The organism is Pseudomonas sp. FSL W5-0299 (assembly GCF_005930655.1).
Classification (GTDB): domain Bacteria; phylum Pseudomonadota; class Gammaproteobacteria; order Pseudomonadales; family Pseudomonadaceae; genus Aquipseudomonas; species Aquipseudomonas mandelii.
The window spans coordinates 126,627-142,973 of sequence record NZ_RXHX01000004.1; the positions used below are offsets into that span (position 1 = coordinate 126,627).

Consider the following 16,347-nt stretch of genomic DNA (forward strand, 5'->3'; position numbering starts at 1 on the left):
TCAGAGAAGACCTCCATGGGTGCCTGGCTTAGCAACATCTCACTGAAGTACAAATTCTGGGCGGTCAATGCGGTCGCCTTCTTCACTACCCTCTTGCTGGTGCTGTACGCCGTGCAGCTCGAACAACAGGCCCGCAGCCACGCCTCTCAAGTGTCGGCTCAGGCGCAGGCTCGCTTGCTCAATGCCTGGCCTGCCGGACAACCGCTGCCCAAGGCCGATAACCTGCTGACCTACAGTCGCGGACAGGCGCCGTTGCTGAACGAGCAGCCGGTGCTGGAACTGGCCGATGCCAAGGGCTGGGTCAAGATCAATTCAATGCCGCTGTTCGGCGACAACCCGTTGATGGGCGCCGAGGTGTTCTCCCGCCCCGACGGTCAGCAGATCGCGGTGATCGCCCATGGCCCGAGCCTGAGCCAGGTGTTTGGCGAACGCTTCGCCAATTACGCGGTGGCGGTGTTCATCCTGATGCTGGCGATGCTGGCCGCTTCGCAGCTATTGATCCGCTTCCTGCTGAGCCAACTCAACACCTTGAAAGATGTGATGCTCCACGTCGAGAAAACCGGCGACCTGTCAGCCCGTGTGCCACTCGCCTGCAAGGACGAGGTCGGGCAGATGGCCAATGCCTTCAACGCGATGCAGGCCGGATACCAGCGAGTAGTCAACACCGTTGCCAGCACTGCCCGGCAACTGGATGTCGGCGCGGCACGACTGGCCTCAAGCATGAACGAGGTGCGTCACGGCATGCTCGGACAGCAAAGCGAAACCGATCAGGCCGCCACGGCGATCAACGAAATGACCGCCACTGTCTATCACATCGCCCAGCATGCCGGCGCGACCCGCGACCTCTCGCAAACCGCCGATACCTTGGCCGGTAGCGGGCAGGAAGTGGTCAGCCGGGTACAGAAATCCATCGCCGGGTTGTCCAGCGGCGTGCAGCAGACGGCCGAGATGATCCAGCGCCTGGCCGAGGACAGTCAGAAAATCAACGGCGTGGTCGGCGTGATTCACAGCATTGCCGAGCAGACCAATCTGCTGGCCCTGAATGCGGCGATCGAAGCGGCCCGCGCCGGCGACATGGGCCGTGGCTTTGCGGTGGTCGCCGATGAAGTGCGCAACCTGGCCAAGCGCGTGCAAACTTCGACCGACGAGATCACGATCATGGTCTCCGCGCTGCAGGCCGGGACTCGGGACGCGGTGGACTTCATGCAGGAAAGCTCATTCAAGGCTGACGACTGCGTGCAACAGGCCCAAGAGGCTGGTGTCGCGCTGGCACAAATCACCAGCGCGGTGGCACAGATGCGCGAAAGCAATACCCAGATTGCGGTGGCGGCCGAGCAGCAGAGTCAGGTCGCGGAAGAAATGAACCGGGCGGTGGTGAGTATTCGGGACGTGACTGAGAACACCGTGCAGCAAACGGTGGATTCGGCGACGACCAGTAATGATTTGGCAGCGTTGGCTGGGGAGTTGAACAAGGCGATCGGGCAGCTCAAGCTGTAAGGCCTCTTCGCGGGCAAGCCTCGCGCCTACAAGGGTTGGCGACGCTTTTGTTATTGTAGGAGCGAGGCTTGCCCGCGAAGGCGTCAGACCGGTCACAATCAATCCCGACCATGGCCGCTATCACTCCGATAGCCAACCTTGATTCGCCGCCCGCAGTGGCCAAGCCTATTCTTCAATCATGTGTTCAACATGGATCGAGGATTAGCATCATGGGCAAACGTCACCCCAACCTACCCGCCTGGCAATGGCGCGCCTACCCGGGCAATCACCAGCACCCGACCAATCTGGTGTTGCACCTGATTGCCGTGCCGCTATTCATCGTGGCGTTTTTGCTGATTGTTTCCGGGGTGTTCGGCCTGAACTTCGTGAACTTCGCCATCGGTGTCATTGGCGTGATCGCTGCATTAGGCTTGCAGCGCCACGGCCACAGCCTGGAGACGCAAGCCTCCGAGCCGTTCAGTGATCGTAAGGATGCGCTATCGCGCTTGCTGGTCGAGCAGTTCCTGACCTTTCCACGGTTTTTCCTCAGCGGCGGCTGGTGGCGCGCCTGGCGTGAGCGCCACCGTCGTCATTGATCAGGCGAAAATCGTCACCGTCTGCCGGCTCATGGCGATCAACTGACCATCCGCGCTCCACAGTTTCGCGGCCGCGTGACCGTAGCCGTCAGCGCCATGCTCGATTTCCACCAGGTATTTGCACCAGTCCAGCGTACTCAACTCGAGCAACGGCTGGACGAATTCTATGGTCCAGGTCAGCGTGCTGCCCATCGCGGGTTTGCTCAGGTGTGGCAACAGGGCCGGTGGCCAGGCGTCCACCAGCGCCAAAATATGCGACTCGCCGAGCGCCTCTTCCTTCACGTCCCCACGCAAACGCACCCAGCCGCCCATATCGCGGGATTTGTTGCCGGTGAACGGCAGACCGCCGACACTCCAGCGCATCGCCAGATGCTGCATGAATTCCGGTAGTACGCCTTTGATATAAGGCAGTTCCTGGCAATCGTCCCAGTGCTTCATTTCAGGTGCCGGCTCGGCCGCGACCGCCACTTCGGAAGGTCGCGAGGCACCAAAGCTGCCCTGGATCAACGTCACCACTTGCCCCTTTTGCATCGCCCGGCCCAGCACCTGGCTGACGGCTTTGCCTTCGCGCAACACATCGACCTCAAAACTGACCGGCACTTCGGGTTCGACTGGCCCGACAAAGGTGATCGCCAGCGAACGCACCGGCCGATCCGCCGGGACTTTTGCGCGCATGGCTTCGTATTGCAACGCGGCCACCAGGCCACCGAAACTGGCACGCCCCTGAGCCCATCCGGCCGGAATAGACAGCGCCAGCGGCTGGCTGCGGACGGCGTCGAGCAGATCGGAAAAGCGCATGGAAACCTCAGTGCGGAAAAAGGATGGAGAGATCTTAACCAGCCAGCGCAGGCGGCACAGCGCTTATTCCGGCCAAAAGCACTGACAGATGAGCCGTGCTTGTCCCTGGTTCAACACCCAAACCACTGTGGGAGCGAGCCTGCTCGCGAAACCGGTCTGTCAGCCAGCTCTGATGCCGACTGATACACCGCTTTCGCGAGCAGGCTCGCTCCCACATTTGATCGGGGTGGTTTCAGGATTTGAAGCAGGCATCGCTGAGTTTGTCGAGAACGCGGTCGGCGCGCTCCTCGGCCTTGGCCATGGTGGTTTTCCAGACGGCGACACACGGGTGCAGATCAGGCTCTTGTTCAGCCCTGGCCAGCCATTGAAAACAGTCATGCCACTCACCCAGGGCACCTTGTGCCGACTTCAAACGTGGCATCGCCGCGTCGGGCAATCGGTCAAGTTCGGGGTAGGCGTCAATGCCGTAGCGCACGCGCTTGATCAACAGACGCAAGCGATGGCGATCATGGGCAGGATCGTGCAGGGCCTGATCGAGTTTCTTCCATTGCTTGGCGAGGCGCTTTTCGATGCGTTTGCGCAGGCCCTTGAGCAGGCCCTGACGCTGGGAAGCACGGAGGAAACGCGGAAACGCGTCGAGAATCATCAGTAACTGCGTGACCTCGGGGCTTGTCGCCACCGCCGGATACGCCTTGGCCATCTGCGCCATACGTCGTTGCGCGGCCTCGGGTTGACCGTTCTTGAGCAAGTAGGCCGCCAGCACCTCGCGATCACGCAACGGCGTGGTCAACTCGCCAACCCGGGACGACGCCGCCTCCAGTTGCTCGACGCCAGGCAGCCCGCGCAACGGTCGCAACAGACTGCGCAGCCGGCGAACCGTGGTGCGCAGCTCGTGCAACGCTTCCGGGTCGGTGCGCGCACTCAGGCGCGCCTGGCAAGCCAGCAGACGAACTTCCAGACTCAGTACTTGAGCCACCAACCGATCAACCAAGGCCGACATCGCTTGCTCCCTGAATCGAATGTCCACTATTCCCTACATCATGCCTCAACGGCCGGCACGTGACTCACGAATATAGAAGCGGGCCTTCTCGGCTTTCTTGGTGCAGCCTTCGAAGCCTTCGAATTGCTGCTGGGTCTTGGCCGCCGTCAACAGCGACAGGGCCTTGGAGTAGCTGACGGTGCCGGCGAACCCCTCGGCCTTGGCCAGGTCCAGTTCATGCCACGCCGCATCGAGTCCACTACCGCAGCTGTCACGATAAGCGGTTTTGCCGGCACAACCGGCAAGCGCCAGGGCAATCAATGGCACGCAAATCCAGGCTTTCATCACTCACACCTCAACATTAGGTAAACAGTCGTGCTGGTAAGACGGTCTGGCACGTGAAAAGTGCCTTGGCCCCGCCGCGCAAACGTCAAGTGTGCTTGAGAATACCCATGCGCCGCCATGGAGTGTCGAAAAAACGACGCCCTTTGCCCACCAAGCGACCTAAGCGATTGAAGCGCGCCCCGTGATGGGTGCATTGTTGAACCTTGTCAGACGAGGGCGATTCATGAAAAAGCGTGTCGCACTGGTGCTGGGCTCAGGCGGGGCCCGGGGCTATGCCCATATCGGTGTCATTGAAGAAATCGAACGGCGCGGCTACGACATCGCCTGCATTGCAGGATGCTCGATGGGCGCCGTGGTCGGCGGGATCTACGCCGCCGGCAAGCTTGACGATTATCGCGACTGGATCGAAAGCCTGGACTACCTAGACGTCTTGCGTCTGGTAGACGTCAGTTTTCGTCTGGGCGCGATTCGCGGGGAGAAAGTGTTCGGGCAGATTCGCAAGATCGTCGGCGAGATCAACATCGAAGACCTGCGCATCCCTTACACCGCAGTGGCTACGGACCTGACCAACCAGCAGGAAATCTGGTTCCAGGAAGGCTGCCTGCACCAGGCCATGCGGGCCTCGGCAGCGATTCCGAGCCTGTTCACACCCGTGATGCAGGGCAATCGCATGCTGGTGGACGGCGGCATTCTCAACCCTTTGCCGATCGTGCCCGTGGTGTCGAGCCATTGCGACCTGATCATTGCGGTCAACCTCAACTCCACCAACCAGCGCCACTATAAACTGCCGGTGATTCAGCGTCCGCCCGCGTTCAAGACCCGGTTCGACAGCCTGATCAATTCCCTGGGTTCAAAAATGCCGTTCCGCCGCAAGCAGGCCGAACAATTGCTGCTGCTGGAAAAGGAAGCGTTGATGGCCGAAGCGGCCGACATCAACCCCTGGATCGAATCCGCCGAACCCGAAGCCCAGCAACCGGCAGCCGCCCCCGAACACGAAGGCGCACCGAAATCCGCCACAGGTTCGTTCATCATCGACAACGTGGGCCCGGCGTCGTTGCTGGACCTGATCAACCAGAGTTTCGAGGTAATGCAGACGTCGTTGGCGCAGTACAAGATTGCCGGGTATCCGCCGGACATCCTGATCAACGTGCCGAAACGGGTGTGCCGGTTTTTCGAGTTTTACAAGGCGCCGGAGTTGATCGCGCTGGGGCGGGAGATTGCGCGGGATACGCTGGATCGTTATGAAAATGAGCAGAACGGTCAACACTGATATTCAATGTGCCGCAAGCGCTTGCGGTGGCACTTTGGCCAAGGCAAATCGAAGGGAGCTTGTCGTGCAGCTCCCCAAAATGATTTAGAGGGCAAGTAGCCTTACAGTTTCCTACCAATCGCAGTAAAGACATGACCACTGTCGTTTGTCTGTTCAATGCCGCTTTTCATATCCTTCGTGTAGTAATTGTGACCTGTTTCTATCGGGTGCGGCGGTGGCGGCTCTGGTTCTTCCGATGAACCCGTCGTCGACCAAAGCTGCCCGTCCCCCAAAGGCCACCGATTGCCAAAGCGTTGATAAAGAACCCTCAAATCATCGAGATTTGAAAGCTGCACTAGTTCTCTATTGGCATCATCCAGTAACGAACGCAGCCTTGCAGTACCAAAAACGAAAAAGTCTTTCCCTTTCGGGATTTTCACGATGTAACTTTTGGACTGACCCGCCGCGTCAGTGACCGTCACGGTTACCTGTCCCGAGCGTAACGCGCTGACAACCCCCTCCTGATTAACGTGAGCGATTTGCGGATCATTCACTTCGTAGAAGTACGGTTTCTTACCGCCTGCAGGCTGACGTTGAAAAGTGGTATCTGGCGCTGATACCGGCTCCAGATTCGGGAACGATTTCAGTGAATAAACCGTTCCTGATACAAGCGCCTCTGATTCATCCATTTCCAAAGGTTTGTGCGTTTCCATACCTGCTCCAATTCAATAAACCGGTTGAGTTTTTTGACCGAAGCCACCTTTGTGCGCAGTTTCAGTGGCGTCGTAAAGGAACGATACGGCTACCCATCCATTCTTCATACCTGACATAAATGACAGTTTCGACGAACGGCAAATATGCAAAAAAGCCCTAGGGACCAGCAGTCAGAAACCTAGCCGAAAGAATCTTCTCTACCCAACAACCGATACCCAACCCCCGCCTCGGTAACAATAAACCGTGGCTGAGTCGGATCATCCGCCAGCTTCTGGCGCAGATGCCCCACCACAATCCGCAAATAATGACTGTCCTCGGTATGGGTCGGACCCCAGATATCTTTCAGCAGTTGCTGCTGGGTGATCACCCGCCCGGGATGCCGGGCCAGTTGCGCCAGCACCGCATACTCTTTGCGGGTCAGCGCGACTTCGGCGCCATCGAGCAGCACCCGGCGATAGGCCAGGTCCACGGTCAGCGGGCCAAACGTCAGCGCCGCTTGCTGAGCCTCGCCAACGGGGGCCTGACGCAATAACGCACGCACCCGGGCGAGGAATTCCTGGATACCGAACGGCTTGGTCACGTAATCGTTGGCACCGCCATCGAGCGCTTCCACCTTTTGCCCTTCGCTGGCACGCACCGAAAGCACCAGCACCGGCGCCGTCGACCATTCGCGAAACTCGCGCAGCACTTGCTGGCCGTCCATGTCCGGCAGGCCGAGATCGAGCACCAGCAAGTCGGGTTTGTTCAACGCCGCCTGGGCCAGCCCTTCGTTGCCATTGCCGGCCTCCAGTACCTTGTAACCCTGGGAAGCGAGGCTGATGCGCAGGAATTTGCGGATTTGCGGTTCGTCGTCGATGACCAAAATGGTCGCGGTCTGGCTCATGGTTTCTGATCGTGGCATGGAGATGTCCAAAGGGTATCAGGCTTCACTTTCAAGGCCCGGCTGTTCCTGCAATGGCAAGTGCAGTGTGATGCAGGTGCCGCGCCCTTCAATGCCGTCCGCGACGCTGATCCGACCGCCATGCGCGCCGACCATGCCCTGACAGATCGCCAACCCCAGGCCGGTGCCCTGCCCGCCCCGATCACCGCGCGCAGCGGTGTAGAACATGTCGAAAATCTTCGCCCGCTCTTCCTCCGGAATCCCTGGCCCCTCGTCGCTGACCGAGAAAAACAGCTCGCTGTCATTGGCGCCGGCGCGTAATTGCAGACGGCCGTGAGGCGGAGAAAAACGCGCGGCGTTTTCCAGCACATTGACCAGCGCCTGCTCGATCAGCGCGGCATGCACGTACAGCAGCGGCAATTCGGCCGGCACTTCGGTGCTAACCTGCAACGGCGCCAGTACCGCGCGCAGACGATTGAGCGAACTGCCGACAATATCGGCCGGCGACACCCAGTCCCGCGCCAGCTTCAACGCACCGTGACCGAGGCGGGTCATGTCCAGCAGGTTTTGAATGTAACGGTCGAGGCGCTCGGCTTCATCGCGGGTGCCTTCAAGCAGTTCGCGGCGATCCTCCAGCGGGATGGCTTCACCGAGGGCCAGCAGGCTGTCGATGCTGCCGCGCATGGAGGTCAGCGGCGTGCGCAAATCGTGGGACACCGACGCCAGCAAGGCGCTGCGCAACTGCTCGGTTTCGCCGTGCAGGCGCGCCGCTTCCAGGTCTTCGGCCAGTTGCGCGCGAGCCAAGGCCTGGGCCAGCGGTTGACTCAACGCCGTCAACAAACGCCGACGCTGACCGCTCAAGGTCTGGCCTTCTTTGGCGCACACACCGAGCAGCGCCAACGGTCCGTCTTCCACCGACAACGGCCACCACCACCAACGCCCGAACGGCAGCGTGCCGGTGCCCGCGCCCGCCGGCTGGTCGTGTTGCCAGGCCCAATCGGCGGCAGCGCGTTCGGCTTCGGAAAACTCCAGCGGGCCGCCGGTCTCGACCTTCCAGCCACCCTGGCCGTCGCGGTTGAGCAGGCACAGTTGCAGATCGCTCCAGCCATTGAGGTGCTGGGCCGCGGCGCTGACCACGGCCTGGCGGTCGGTGGCGGCGGTAAGTTTGCGCGACAGGTCGAGCAGTTCGGTGGTCTCTTCCTGGGTGTCGCGCAATGCTTGCAATTGCCGCCGTTGCCGCGCCGCGAGGTTGCCGGTGAGGGCCGCCATCAGCAGGAAGAACAGCAAAGTCAGCACGTCTTCTTCGCGCTGGATGGCGAACGAAAAATTCGGCGGGATAAACAGAAAGTCATAGGTCAGAAACGACAGCGCCGCACAAGCCAGCGCCGGGCCCAGGCTACTGCGCACCGCCACCAGCAACACGGCGGCGAGGAACACCAGCGATATATTCGGCAGCGGCAAGACGCTCGCCACGGCCCAGGCCAAAGCAGTGGCCAGCACCGTCGCCACGACCGCCAGCGCGTAGTCGAACCACACCAGCGAATGCGCCGAACGCTGACGCGGCTGATGCTGTTCGTGATCACTGTCGAGGACGTTGATTTCCAGCCCCCGCGCATAACGCAGCAAGCGTGATGCCAGACCGCCGCCGAACAAGCGCCGACGCAAACGCTGGCGCGATTGACCGACCAGCACCAGGCTGGCACGGCGTTCGGCAGCGTGCTGGATCAATGTTTTTGCGACTTCACCGGCGCGCAGTAACACCACTTCGCCGCCCAGTCGCTCGGCCAGTTGCTGGGCACTTTGCAGGCGCAGGCGCGATTGTTCGTCGCGCACGCTGCCGTTGTCCACGTGCACCAGGCTCCACGGCAGATGCCGACGCTGGGCGACGCGGCTGGCGTGGCGCACCAGGCGTTCGGCCTGAGCATCGCCATCGACGCCGACCAACAATCGACCGCGCACCGCTGGCGCGGCCTGGCCAAGTTGTCGATATCCCTGGGCCAGGTCATCGTCCACCTGCGCAGCGGCGGTTTGCATTGCCAGTTCGCGCAGGGCGGTGAGGTTGGTCTGGGTGAAGAAAGCGTCGATGGCCGCCCGCGCCTGCTCCGGCACGTAGACCTTGCCGTCACGAAGACGCTCAAGCAGTTCGCGTGGCGGCAGGTCGATCAGCAGCAGTTCGTAGGCTTCTTGCAGCACCCAGTCCGGCAGGGTTTCGCGAACCTGCACGCCGGTGATCCCGCGCACTTGATCATTGAGGCTTTCGAGGTGCTGAACGTTGACCGTGGTGAACACGTCGATGCCGGCGGCGAGCAATTCCTGGATGTCTTGCCAGCGCTTGGCGTGACGGCTGCCAGGGGCGTTGGTGTGGGCCAGTTCGTCCACAAGCACCAATTTCGGCTTGGCCGCGAGCAGACCGTCGAGGTCCATTTCTTCGAGCGTGACGCCTCGGTATTCCAAGCGCACCAAGGGCTGCTGCGGCAAGCCGCCGAGCAGCGCTTCGGTCTCGGCGCGGCCGTGGGTTTCAACCACGCCGGCGATGACTTTCACGCCCTGTCGCAATTGGGTGTGAGCCGCTTGCAGCATGGCGTAGGTCTTGCCGACACCGGGTGCGGCGCCGAGGAAAACCTTGAGCCGGCCACGGCCATCGCGGGGCAGGTCTGCTAACAGCGCGTCGGCGCGGCCGGAGTCACTCATTTGTCATTGCCTTATCTTGATTGATCGTTCCCACGCTCCGCGTGGGAATACAGCTCGGGACGCTCCGCGTCCCCTTCAGAGCCGAACGCGGAGCGTCCGTTGATGCATTCCCACGCAGAGCGTGGGAACGATCATCTTCTACAGGTTTTCCAGCGCGATGTTTAGCGCCAGCACATTCACCACCGGCGGCCCCACCAATGGCTGCTCAATGTGCGCATTCATCAATTGCTGAAGCGTAGACACCGGCAAATTACGCGCCGCCGCAACACGCGCCAGTTGATAGGCAATCGCCGCCGGTGGCAAGTGGGGATCGAGGCCGCTGCCGGAGGTAGTGAGCATGGCCAACGGCACTGGCCCCTGACCGGGCACCAGCTGTTTGTTGGCATCGTCGATCACCCGAGTGGCCAGCGCCGGATTGCTCGGCGAAAGGTTGCTGGCGCTGCTCGACACGGTGGCAAACGCACCCGCCGATGGCCGTGGATGGAACCAGGCATCGCCAACGAAATCCTGGGCAATCAGCGAAGAGCCACGGACCTTGCCGCCGGCGTCACGCACCAGGCTGCCATTGGCTTGATCCGGGAACGCGACCTGGGCGACGCCAGTGACGACCAAGGGATAAGCGACGCCGGTGATCAGGGTCATCAGCACGAGCAAGCTCAGGGCCGGACGTATCATTGTGGACATTTCAAAATCCTCGAATTCAAAGAACATTCATCAGGCACACACGTCACTTGTGGCGAGGGAGCTTGCTCCCGCTCGACTGCGAAGCAGTCGTCAACCCGGCAAATGCGGTGTACCTGAACAAACACGGTGTCTGGGATGAGGCCGCTTCGCAGCCCAGCGGGAGCAAGCTCCCTCGCCACAAAAACCCCACCACAGCTCCCGACCGTCAAACCAGATGCAACGCCGTCAGCAGCATGTCGATCGCCTTGATCCCCACGAACGGCACCACAATCCCGCCCAATCCGTAGACCAGCAAATTGCGTCGCAGCAACGCCGCCGCACTCGCGGCCTGCACTCGAACCCCACGCAGCGCCAGTGGAATCAGCACCACAATGATCAAGGCGTTGAACACGATCGCCGAGAGAATCGCGCTCTGCGGACTGGCCAGGTGCATGACGTTCAGCACGCCCAATTGCGGGTAAATTGAGGCGAACAGCGCCGGCAGGATCGCGAAGTATTTGGCCACGTCGTTGGCGATGGAAAACGTCGTCAGCGCACCGCGGGTCACCAGCAATTCCTTACCGATCTGCACCACGTCCAACAGCTTGGTCGGGTCGCTGTCGAGATCGACCATGTTCGCCGCTTCCCGCGCGGCTTGCGTGCCGTCGTTCATCGCCATGCCGACGTCAGCCTGGGCCAAAGCCGGGGCATCGTTGGCGCCGTCGCCGCACATGGCAACCAGGCGACCGTCGTTCTGTTCGTGGCGAATGCGCGCCAGTTTTTTCTCTGGCGTAGCCTCGGCCAGCACGTCATCGACGCCCGCTTCGGCAGCAATGGCAGCGGCGGTCAGCGGGTTGTCGCCGGTCACCATGACCGTGCGGATGCCCAGTTTGCGCAGCTCGGCAAAACGCTCGCGGATGCCGGGCTTGACCACGTCCTTGAGGTGGATCACACCAAGCAATTTGCCGTCGGCGCAGACCAGTAACGGGGTACCGCCGCTTTGAGCGATCTTGTCGATCTCACGGGACAGCGGCGCGGCCAGGTCGGCGCGTTTCACACCGACGAAGGCCAGCAATGAATCCACCGCGCCTTTGCGATACACACGCCCCTGATAGTCGACACCGGACAGACGGGTTTCCGCGCTGAATGGCACGGCCGTCAGCAACTCGGCGGCGGGTTCAGGTTGTGGCTGAGTGCCGCGCAGGTACTCGACGATGGACTTACCTTCAGCCGTGTCATCGGCCAGCGAGGCAAACAATGCGCCCTCCGCCAGTTCACGGGCGGTGACGCCCGGCGCCGGATGCACTGCGGTGCAGCGACGGTTACCGAACGTGATGGTGCCGGTCTTGTCCAGCATCAGGACGTGAACGTCCCCCGCCGCTTCCACGGCGCGACCGGATTTGGCGATCACGTTCAGGCGCACCAGACGGTCCATCCCGGCAATACCGATGGCGGACAACAAACCGCCAATGGTGGTCGGAATCAACGTAACCAATAACGCCACCAGGAACACCAGCGGCAGGCTGCCGTTGGCGAAGTGGGCGAACGGTTGCAGGGTGACGACCACCAGCAGGAAGATCAGGGTCAGGCCGATCAGCAGGATGTCGAGCGCGACTTCGTTCGGGGTTTTCTGGCGTTTGGCGCCTTCGACCAGAGCGATCATGCGGTCCAGTGTCGACTCGCCGGGGTTGGCGGTAATCTTCACCAGCAGCCAGTCAGAGACCAGGCGAGTGTTGCCGGTGACAGCCGAACGGTCGCCCCCGGACTCACGAATCACTGGCGCGGATTCGCCGGTGATCGCCGCTTCGTTGACGGCGGCAATACCTTCAATGACCTCGCCGTCGCCGGGAATCATTTCCCCGGCTTCAACGCGCACCACATCACCTTTGCGCAGGCTGGTGGCCGGTATTACTTGAAAGGTGCCGTTACTGGTTTTGCGACGGGCGCTCAGGCCTTCGCTGCCGGCCTTGAGGCTGTCGGCGCGAGCCTTGCCGCGACCTTCGGCCAAGGCTTCGGCAAAGTTGGCGAAGAGCACGGTGAACCACAACCACAGGGCGATTTGCGCAGCGACGAAGGTCGGCACGGCACTGTCGGGAATGAAGCACAGCACGGTGGTCAGGATCGCGGTCAGTTCGACCACCAGCATCACCGGCGCACGCTGCAATTGCCGCGGGTCGAGCTTGACGAAGGCTTGCACCAGCGCCGGGCGCCAGAGGGCCGAGATCGCAGTTTTGGGTTGTTCCGGCGCCTTGGCGACGACGGTTTTGCTTACAGGCATATTCATGATGGATTCCTTAGAAGCCCATGCTCAGATGTTCAGCAATAGGACCCAGGGCCAATGTCGGCAGGAAGGTCAAACCACCCACCAGCAAAATGGTCACGGTCAGCAATGTCACGAACAGCGGGCCATGGGTCGGGAAGCTGTTCTGGCCGATCGGTGCGGTTTTCTTCATTGCCAGGCTGCCGGCCAACGCCAATACCGGGAGGATGTAACCGAAGCGACCGATCAACATGCCAAGACCCAGCATCAGGTTGTGGAACGCCGTGTTGGCACCGAAGCCGCCGAAGGCCGAACCGTTGTTGGCACTGGCCGAGGTGTAGGCGTACAGCAACTGACTGAAACCGTGGGCACCGGGGTTACTCACCGCCGCGACCGGGCCGGGCAGACTCGCGGCAATCGCACCGAGCACCAGCACGCCGACCGGCATCACCAGCAAGGTCACGACCAGCAACTGGACTTCCTTCGCCTGGAGTTTCTTGCCCAGGTATTCCGGGGTACGACCGATCATCAGGCCGGCGAGGAACACCGCGATCAACACGTTGAGCAACATGCCGTAGAGCCCCGCGCCGACGCCGCCGAAGATCACTTCGCCAACCATCATGTTGACCAATGCGACCATGCCGCTCAGCGGATTGAGGCTGTCGTGCATGCCGTTGACCGAACCGTTGGACGCTGCGGTGGTGGTCACCGACCACAGCACCGTGGCGGTCGTGCCGAAGCGCGCTTCCTTGCCTTCCAGCGGCGCGGTCTGTTCGACGGCGACGTTGTTCAGGGTCGGGTTAGGTTGGTATTCAGCCCACAACGAGGTCGCGCCGCCGATCAGGAACAGCGCCAGCATGCAGGCGATGATCGCGCGGCTCTGACGCAGGTCTTTCACGTAGTGGCCGAAGGTGAACACCAGCGCGGCCGGGATCAGAATGATCGAGCCAACTTCGAACAGGTTGCTCCACGCTGTCGGGTTCTCGAACGGGTGCGCCGAGTTGACGCCGAAGAAGCCACCGCCGTTGGTGCCCAGTTGCTTGATCGCAATCTGGCTGGCGGCCGGGCCGAGTGGAATCACCTGATCGACGCCTTGCATCGTCACGGCATTCACGTACTGCGCGAAGGTTTGCGGCACGCCCTGCCAGACCAGGTACAGCGCCAGCAGCAGACACAGGGGCAACAGGCCGTAGAGGGTGGCGCGGGTCATGTCGACCCAGAAGTTGCCCAGGGTCTTGCTCGACTTGCGGCCAATACCGCGGCACAGCGCAACCAATACCGCCAGGCCGGTGGCGGCGCTGACGAAGTTCTGCACGGTGAGGCCGACCATCTGGCTCAGGTAGCTCAGGGTCGCTTCGCCGCTGTAGGACTGCCAGTTGGTATTGGTCATGAAGCTGACGGCGGTGTTGAATGCTTGCGTCCACTCCTGACCCGGCAGGTTTTGCGGGTTCAACGGCAAGTGATCCTGGAACAATAGGATCGCGAACAACAGCAAAAAGCCCGCGAGGTTGAAGGCGAGCAAGGCCAAGGTGTATTTCTGCCAGCTCTGTTCGGCCTGCGGATCAACGCCGGCCACCCGATAACAACCACGTTCGACCGGTCCGAGGATCGGCGAAAGCCAGGTGCGCTGGCCTTCCATGACCTTGTAGTAGAACCGCCCAAGGAACGGTGCCGGGATCAGCACCACGGCAAAGAAGGCCAGGATCAGCCAATAGTCATAACTGTGCATAGCCGCTCCTAGTTCCGGTCCGCGCGCAACAGCGCAACCAACAGATAAATGAACAGCCCCACTGCCAATAGCAGTGACACCCCGTCCAGAACGCTCATGGAAGTTCTCCGTGTTACGGCGTATTGCCGCGTGTGGAGTCATTGTCGGCAGGGAGGCTGTAAAGGAACGAGACCGAGGGGTGTGGCGGGGCATAAAGAATGCGTAAAGAGTGGGTTTATGCCTTCGTTACGGCGGTGTCCGAGCGGGCCCCTTCGCGGGCAAGCCTCGCTCCTACAGGTCCGTGGAGCGCTCGCCCTTGTAGGAGCGAGGCTTGCCCGCGAAGACGGCAGAACACACGACAACGCCCCCAACTAGCGCACCAAAATGCATGCATCCAGCACCGTACATCCCCGATACGACACCTTTTTACGCTTTACGACTGCTATCACAACACTGGCACGCCCACTGCAAACGCCTCCCCCCGACGCTTTTCAAACCGTTCAGGGAGCAAACGCATGAACACACAACTCAAACCCACGCTGGGCACGTTGCACCTGTGGGGTATTGCGGTCGGACTGGTGATTTCCGGTGAGTATTTCGGCTGGAGTTACGGCTGGGGCGTGGCCGGAACACTCGGGTTCCTGGTGACCTCGTTCATGGTCGCCACGATGTACACCTGCTTCATCTTCAGCTTCACCGAACTGACCACGGCGATTCCCCATGCTGGCGGCCCCTTTGCCTACAGCCGCCGCGCCTTTGGCGAGAAAGGCGGATTGATCGCCGGGTTGGCGACGCTGATCGAGTTCGTCTTCGCCCCGCCGGCAATTGCCTTGGCTATCGGCGCTTACCTGAATGTGCAATTCCCGGCCCTCGACCCGAAGCACGCAGCGGTCGGCGCCTACATCGTGTTCATGGGCCTGAACATTCTCGGCGTGAAACTGGCCGCCACCTTCGAGTTGATTGTCTGTGTATTGGCCGTGGCGGAACTGCTGGTGTTCATGGGCGTGGTCGCTCCGGCGTTCAGTTTCAGCAACTTTGCGCTCAATGGCTGGGCCGGTTCCGATGTGTTCGGGGCGCCGGCGATTGCCGGGATGTTCGCGGCGATTCCTTTCGCCATCTGGTTCTTCCTCGCCATTGAAGGCGCAGCGATGGCCGCCGAAGAAGCCAAGGATCCGAAACGCACGATTCCCAAGGCCTACATCAGCGGCATCCTGACCCTGGTATTGCTGGCCATGGGCGTGATGTTCTTTGCCGGCGGCGTCGGCGACTGGCGCACCCTGTCGAACATCAACGACCCGCTGCCACAAGCCATGAAAACCGTGGTCGGTGAAAGCTCGGGCTGGTTGCACATGCTGGTGTGGATCGGCCTGTTCGGCCTGGTGGCGAGTTTCCATGGGATCATCCTCGGCTACTCGCGGCAGTTCTTCGCCCTCGCCCGCGCCGGTTACCTTCCGGCGTCGCTGGCCAAACTGTCGCGCTTCCAGACACCCCATCGGGCGATCGTTGCCGGCGGCGTAATCGGTATCGCGGCGATCTACAGCGATGGTTTGATCAATCTCGGTGGCATGACGCTGACCGCGGCGATGATCACCATGGCGGTGTTCGGCGCAATCGTGATGTACATCATGAGCATGCTCAGCCTGTTCAAGTTGCGTAAAACCGAACCGAACCTGGAGCGCACCTTCCGCGCGCCGTGCTACCCGCTGGTGCCGATGATTGCGTTGATCCTGGCGGTGGTGTGCCTGGTGGCGATGGCCTGGTTCAACACGTTGATCGGCTTGATCTTCCTCGGCTTCATGGCGGTGGGCTTCGTGTACTTCATGCTCACCGCGCAATTGCGCGCGGATGCACCGGCCGACGCGATGTTGACCGGACTCTGAATGGTCTCAGGTGTTACCGACAGATCAGGCATAGAATGGAACCACCGCGATATGAAATCGCTCAAAGTGGTATGCACGATCGATTGGCGAAACCCGCCAATCGGCCTG

General features: G+C 61.3%; 14 protein-coding genes. 4 read left to right on the forward strand and 10 right to left on the reverse strand.

All coding sequences use genetic code 11. The annotated features are described in order from the left end of the window. The first annotated feature begins 15 nt into the window (after positions 1-15). Together FHL16_RS07620 and FHL16_RS07625 are read left to right on the forward strand one after the other, a co-directional pair. Positions 16-1,497, forward strand: coding sequence for a methyl-accepting chemotaxis protein (locus FHL16_RS07620; protein ID WP_077747924.1), 1,482 nt, complete (start codon positions 16-18; stop codon positions 1,495-1,497). 209 nt (positions 1,498-1,706) lie between these two features. Next, entirely contained in the window at positions 1,707-2,072 is a 366-nt protein-coding gene (locus FHL16_RS07625; RefSeq protein WP_010461619.1) for a terminase, read from the forward strand. Here FHL16_RS07625 and FHL16_RS07630 read toward each other — a convergent pair whose 3' ends face one another. The 3 genes from FHL16_RS07630 to FHL16_RS07640 form a co-directional block, all read right to left on the reverse strand. Continuing rightward, the gene (locus tag FHL16_RS07630) at positions 2,073-2,870 is read right to left on the reverse strand and encodes an acyl-CoA thioesterase (RefSeq protein WP_010461621.1); all 798 of its coding nucleotides are present in this window, start codon (positions 2,868-2,870) and stop codon (positions 2,073-2,075) included. Between the two features lie 232 nt (positions 2,871-3,102). Next, positions 3,103-3,870, reverse strand: a complete 768-nt coding sequence (locus tag FHL16_RS07635) for a CHAD domain-containing protein (protein ID WP_010461622.1) — start codon at positions 3,868-3,870, stop codon at positions 3,103-3,105. A gap of 45 nt (positions 3,871-3,915) precedes the next feature. Further along, positions 3,916-4,194, reverse strand: coding sequence for a hypothetical protein (locus FHL16_RS07640; RefSeq protein WP_010461623.1), 279 nt, complete (start codon positions 4,192-4,194; stop codon positions 3,916-3,918). 223 nt (positions 4,195-4,417) lie between these two features. Here FHL16_RS07640 and FHL16_RS07645 point away from each other — a divergent pair, with 223 nt between their 5' ends. Further along, the gene (locus tag FHL16_RS07645) at positions 4,418-5,464 is read left to right on the forward strand and encodes a patatin-like phospholipase family protein (protein WP_077747925.1); all 1,047 of its coding nucleotides are present in this window, start codon (positions 4,418-4,420) and stop codon (positions 5,462-5,464) included. A gap of 101 nt (positions 5,465-5,565) precedes the next feature. On the opposite strand, the gene FHL16_RS07650 is transcribed toward FHL16_RS07645, so the two are convergent. The 7 genes from FHL16_RS07650 to kdpF all read right to left on the reverse strand — a co-directional run bounded on the left by FHL16_RS07650 (position 5,566) and on the right by kdpF (position 14,478). Continuing rightward, entirely contained in the window at positions 5,566-6,156 is a 591-nt protein-coding gene (locus FHL16_RS07650; RefSeq protein ID WP_077747926.1) for an Ig-like domain-containing protein, read from the reverse strand. A gap of 179 nt (positions 6,157-6,335) precedes the next feature. Further along, positions 6,336-7,040: a response regulator gene (locus FHL16_RS07655; protein WP_077747927.1), complete on the reverse strand. Its 705-nt coding sequence runs from the start codon at positions 7,038-7,040 to the stop codon at positions 6,336-6,338. A gap of 36 nt (positions 7,041-7,076) precedes the next feature. Further along, positions 7,077-9,728, reverse strand: a complete 2,652-nt coding sequence (locus tag FHL16_RS07660; protein WP_077747928.1) for a sensor histidine kinase — start codon at positions 9,726-9,728, stop codon at positions 7,077-7,079. 138 nt (positions 9,729-9,866) lie between these two features. Continuing rightward, positions 9,867-10,412: a potassium-transporting ATPase subunit KdpC gene (gene kdpC / locus FHL16_RS07670; RefSeq protein WP_077748028.1), complete on the reverse strand. Its 546-nt coding sequence runs from the start codon at positions 10,410-10,412 to the stop codon at positions 9,867-9,869. A 205-nt stretch (positions 10,413-10,617) separates the two neighbouring features. After that, positions 10,618-12,675, reverse strand: a complete 2,058-nt coding sequence (kdpB, locus tag FHL16_RS07675; RefSeq protein WP_077747929.1) for a potassium-transporting ATPase subunit KdpB — start codon at positions 12,673-12,675, stop codon at positions 10,618-10,620. A gap of 10 nt (positions 12,676-12,685) precedes the next feature. Further along, entirely contained in the window at positions 12,686-14,380 is a 1,695-nt protein-coding gene (gene kdpA, locus FHL16_RS07680; protein ID WP_077747930.1) for a potassium-transporting ATPase subunit KdpA, read from the reverse strand. An 8-nt stretch (positions 14,381-14,388) separates the two neighbouring features. Then, positions 14,389-14,478 (reverse strand): K(+)-transporting ATPase subunit F, encoded by a 90-nt coding sequence (kdpF, locus tag FHL16_RS07685; RefSeq protein ID WP_007899818.1) that lies wholly within the window; start codon positions 14,476-14,478, stop codon positions 14,389-14,391. A gap of 396 nt (positions 14,479-14,874) precedes the next feature. Between kdpF and eat the strand changes: the two genes are divergently transcribed. After that, positions 14,875-16,239, forward strand: a complete 1,365-nt coding sequence (gene eat / locus FHL16_RS07690) for an ethanolamine permease (protein WP_077747931.1) — start codon at positions 14,875-14,877, stop codon at positions 16,237-16,239. Positions 16,240-16,347 lie beyond the last annotated feature (108 nt).

Excerpts from the sequence above, each read along its gene's own strand:
- FHL16_RS07620 (WP_077747924.1), top strand. The coding sequence starts at position 16 with ATGGGTGCCTGGCTTAGCAACATCTCACTGAAGTACAAATTCTGGGCG.
- FHL16_RS07625 (WP_010461619.1), top strand. The coding sequence starts at position 1,707 with ATGGGCAAACGTCACCCCAACCTACCCGCCTGGCAATGGCGCGCCTAC.
- FHL16_RS07630 (WP_010461621.1), bottom strand. The coding sequence starts at position 2,870 with ATGCGCTTTTCCGATCTGCTCGACGCCGTCCGCAGCCAGCCGCTGGCG.
- FHL16_RS07635 (WP_010461622.1), bottom strand. The coding sequence starts at position 3,870 with ATGTCGGCCTTGGTTGATCGGTTGGTGGCTCAAGTACTGAGTCTGGAA.
- FHL16_RS07640 (WP_010461623.1), bottom strand. The coding sequence starts at position 4,194 with ATGAAAGCCTGGATTTGCGTGCCATTGATTGCCCTGGCGCTTGCCGGT.
- FHL16_RS07645 (WP_077747925.1), top strand. The coding sequence starts at position 4,418 with ATGAAAAAGCGTGTCGCACTGGTGCTGGGCTCAGGCGGGGCCCGGGGC.
- FHL16_RS07650 (WP_077747926.1), bottom strand. The coding sequence starts at position 6,156 with ATGGAAACGCACAAACCTTTGGAAATGGATGAATCAGAGGCGCTTGTA.
- FHL16_RS07655 (WP_077747927.1), bottom strand. The coding sequence starts at position 7,040 with ATGAGCCAGACCGCGACCATTTTGGTCATCGACGACGAACCGCAAATC.
- FHL16_RS07660 (WP_077747928.1), bottom strand. The coding sequence starts at position 9,728 with ATGAGTGACTCCGGCCGCGCCGACGCGCTGTTAGCAGACCTGCCCCGC.
- kdpC (WP_077748028.1), bottom strand. The coding sequence starts at position 10,412 with ATGTCCACAATGATACGTCCGGCCCTGAGCTTGCTCGTGCTGATGACC.
- kdpB (WP_077747929.1), bottom strand. The coding sequence starts at position 12,675 with ATGAATATGCCTGTAAGCAAAACCGTCGTCGCCAAGGCGCCGGAACAA.
- kdpA (WP_077747930.1), bottom strand. The coding sequence starts at position 14,380 with ATGCACAGTTATGACTATTGGCTGATCCTGGCCTTCTTTGCCGTGGTG.
- kdpF (WP_007899818.1), bottom strand. The coding sequence starts at position 14,478 with ATGAGCGTTCTGGACGGGGTGTCACTGCTATTGGCAGTGGGGCTGTTC.
- eat (WP_077747931.1), top strand. The coding sequence starts at position 14,875 with ATGAACACACAACTCAAACCCACGCTGGGCACGTTGCACCTGTGGGGT.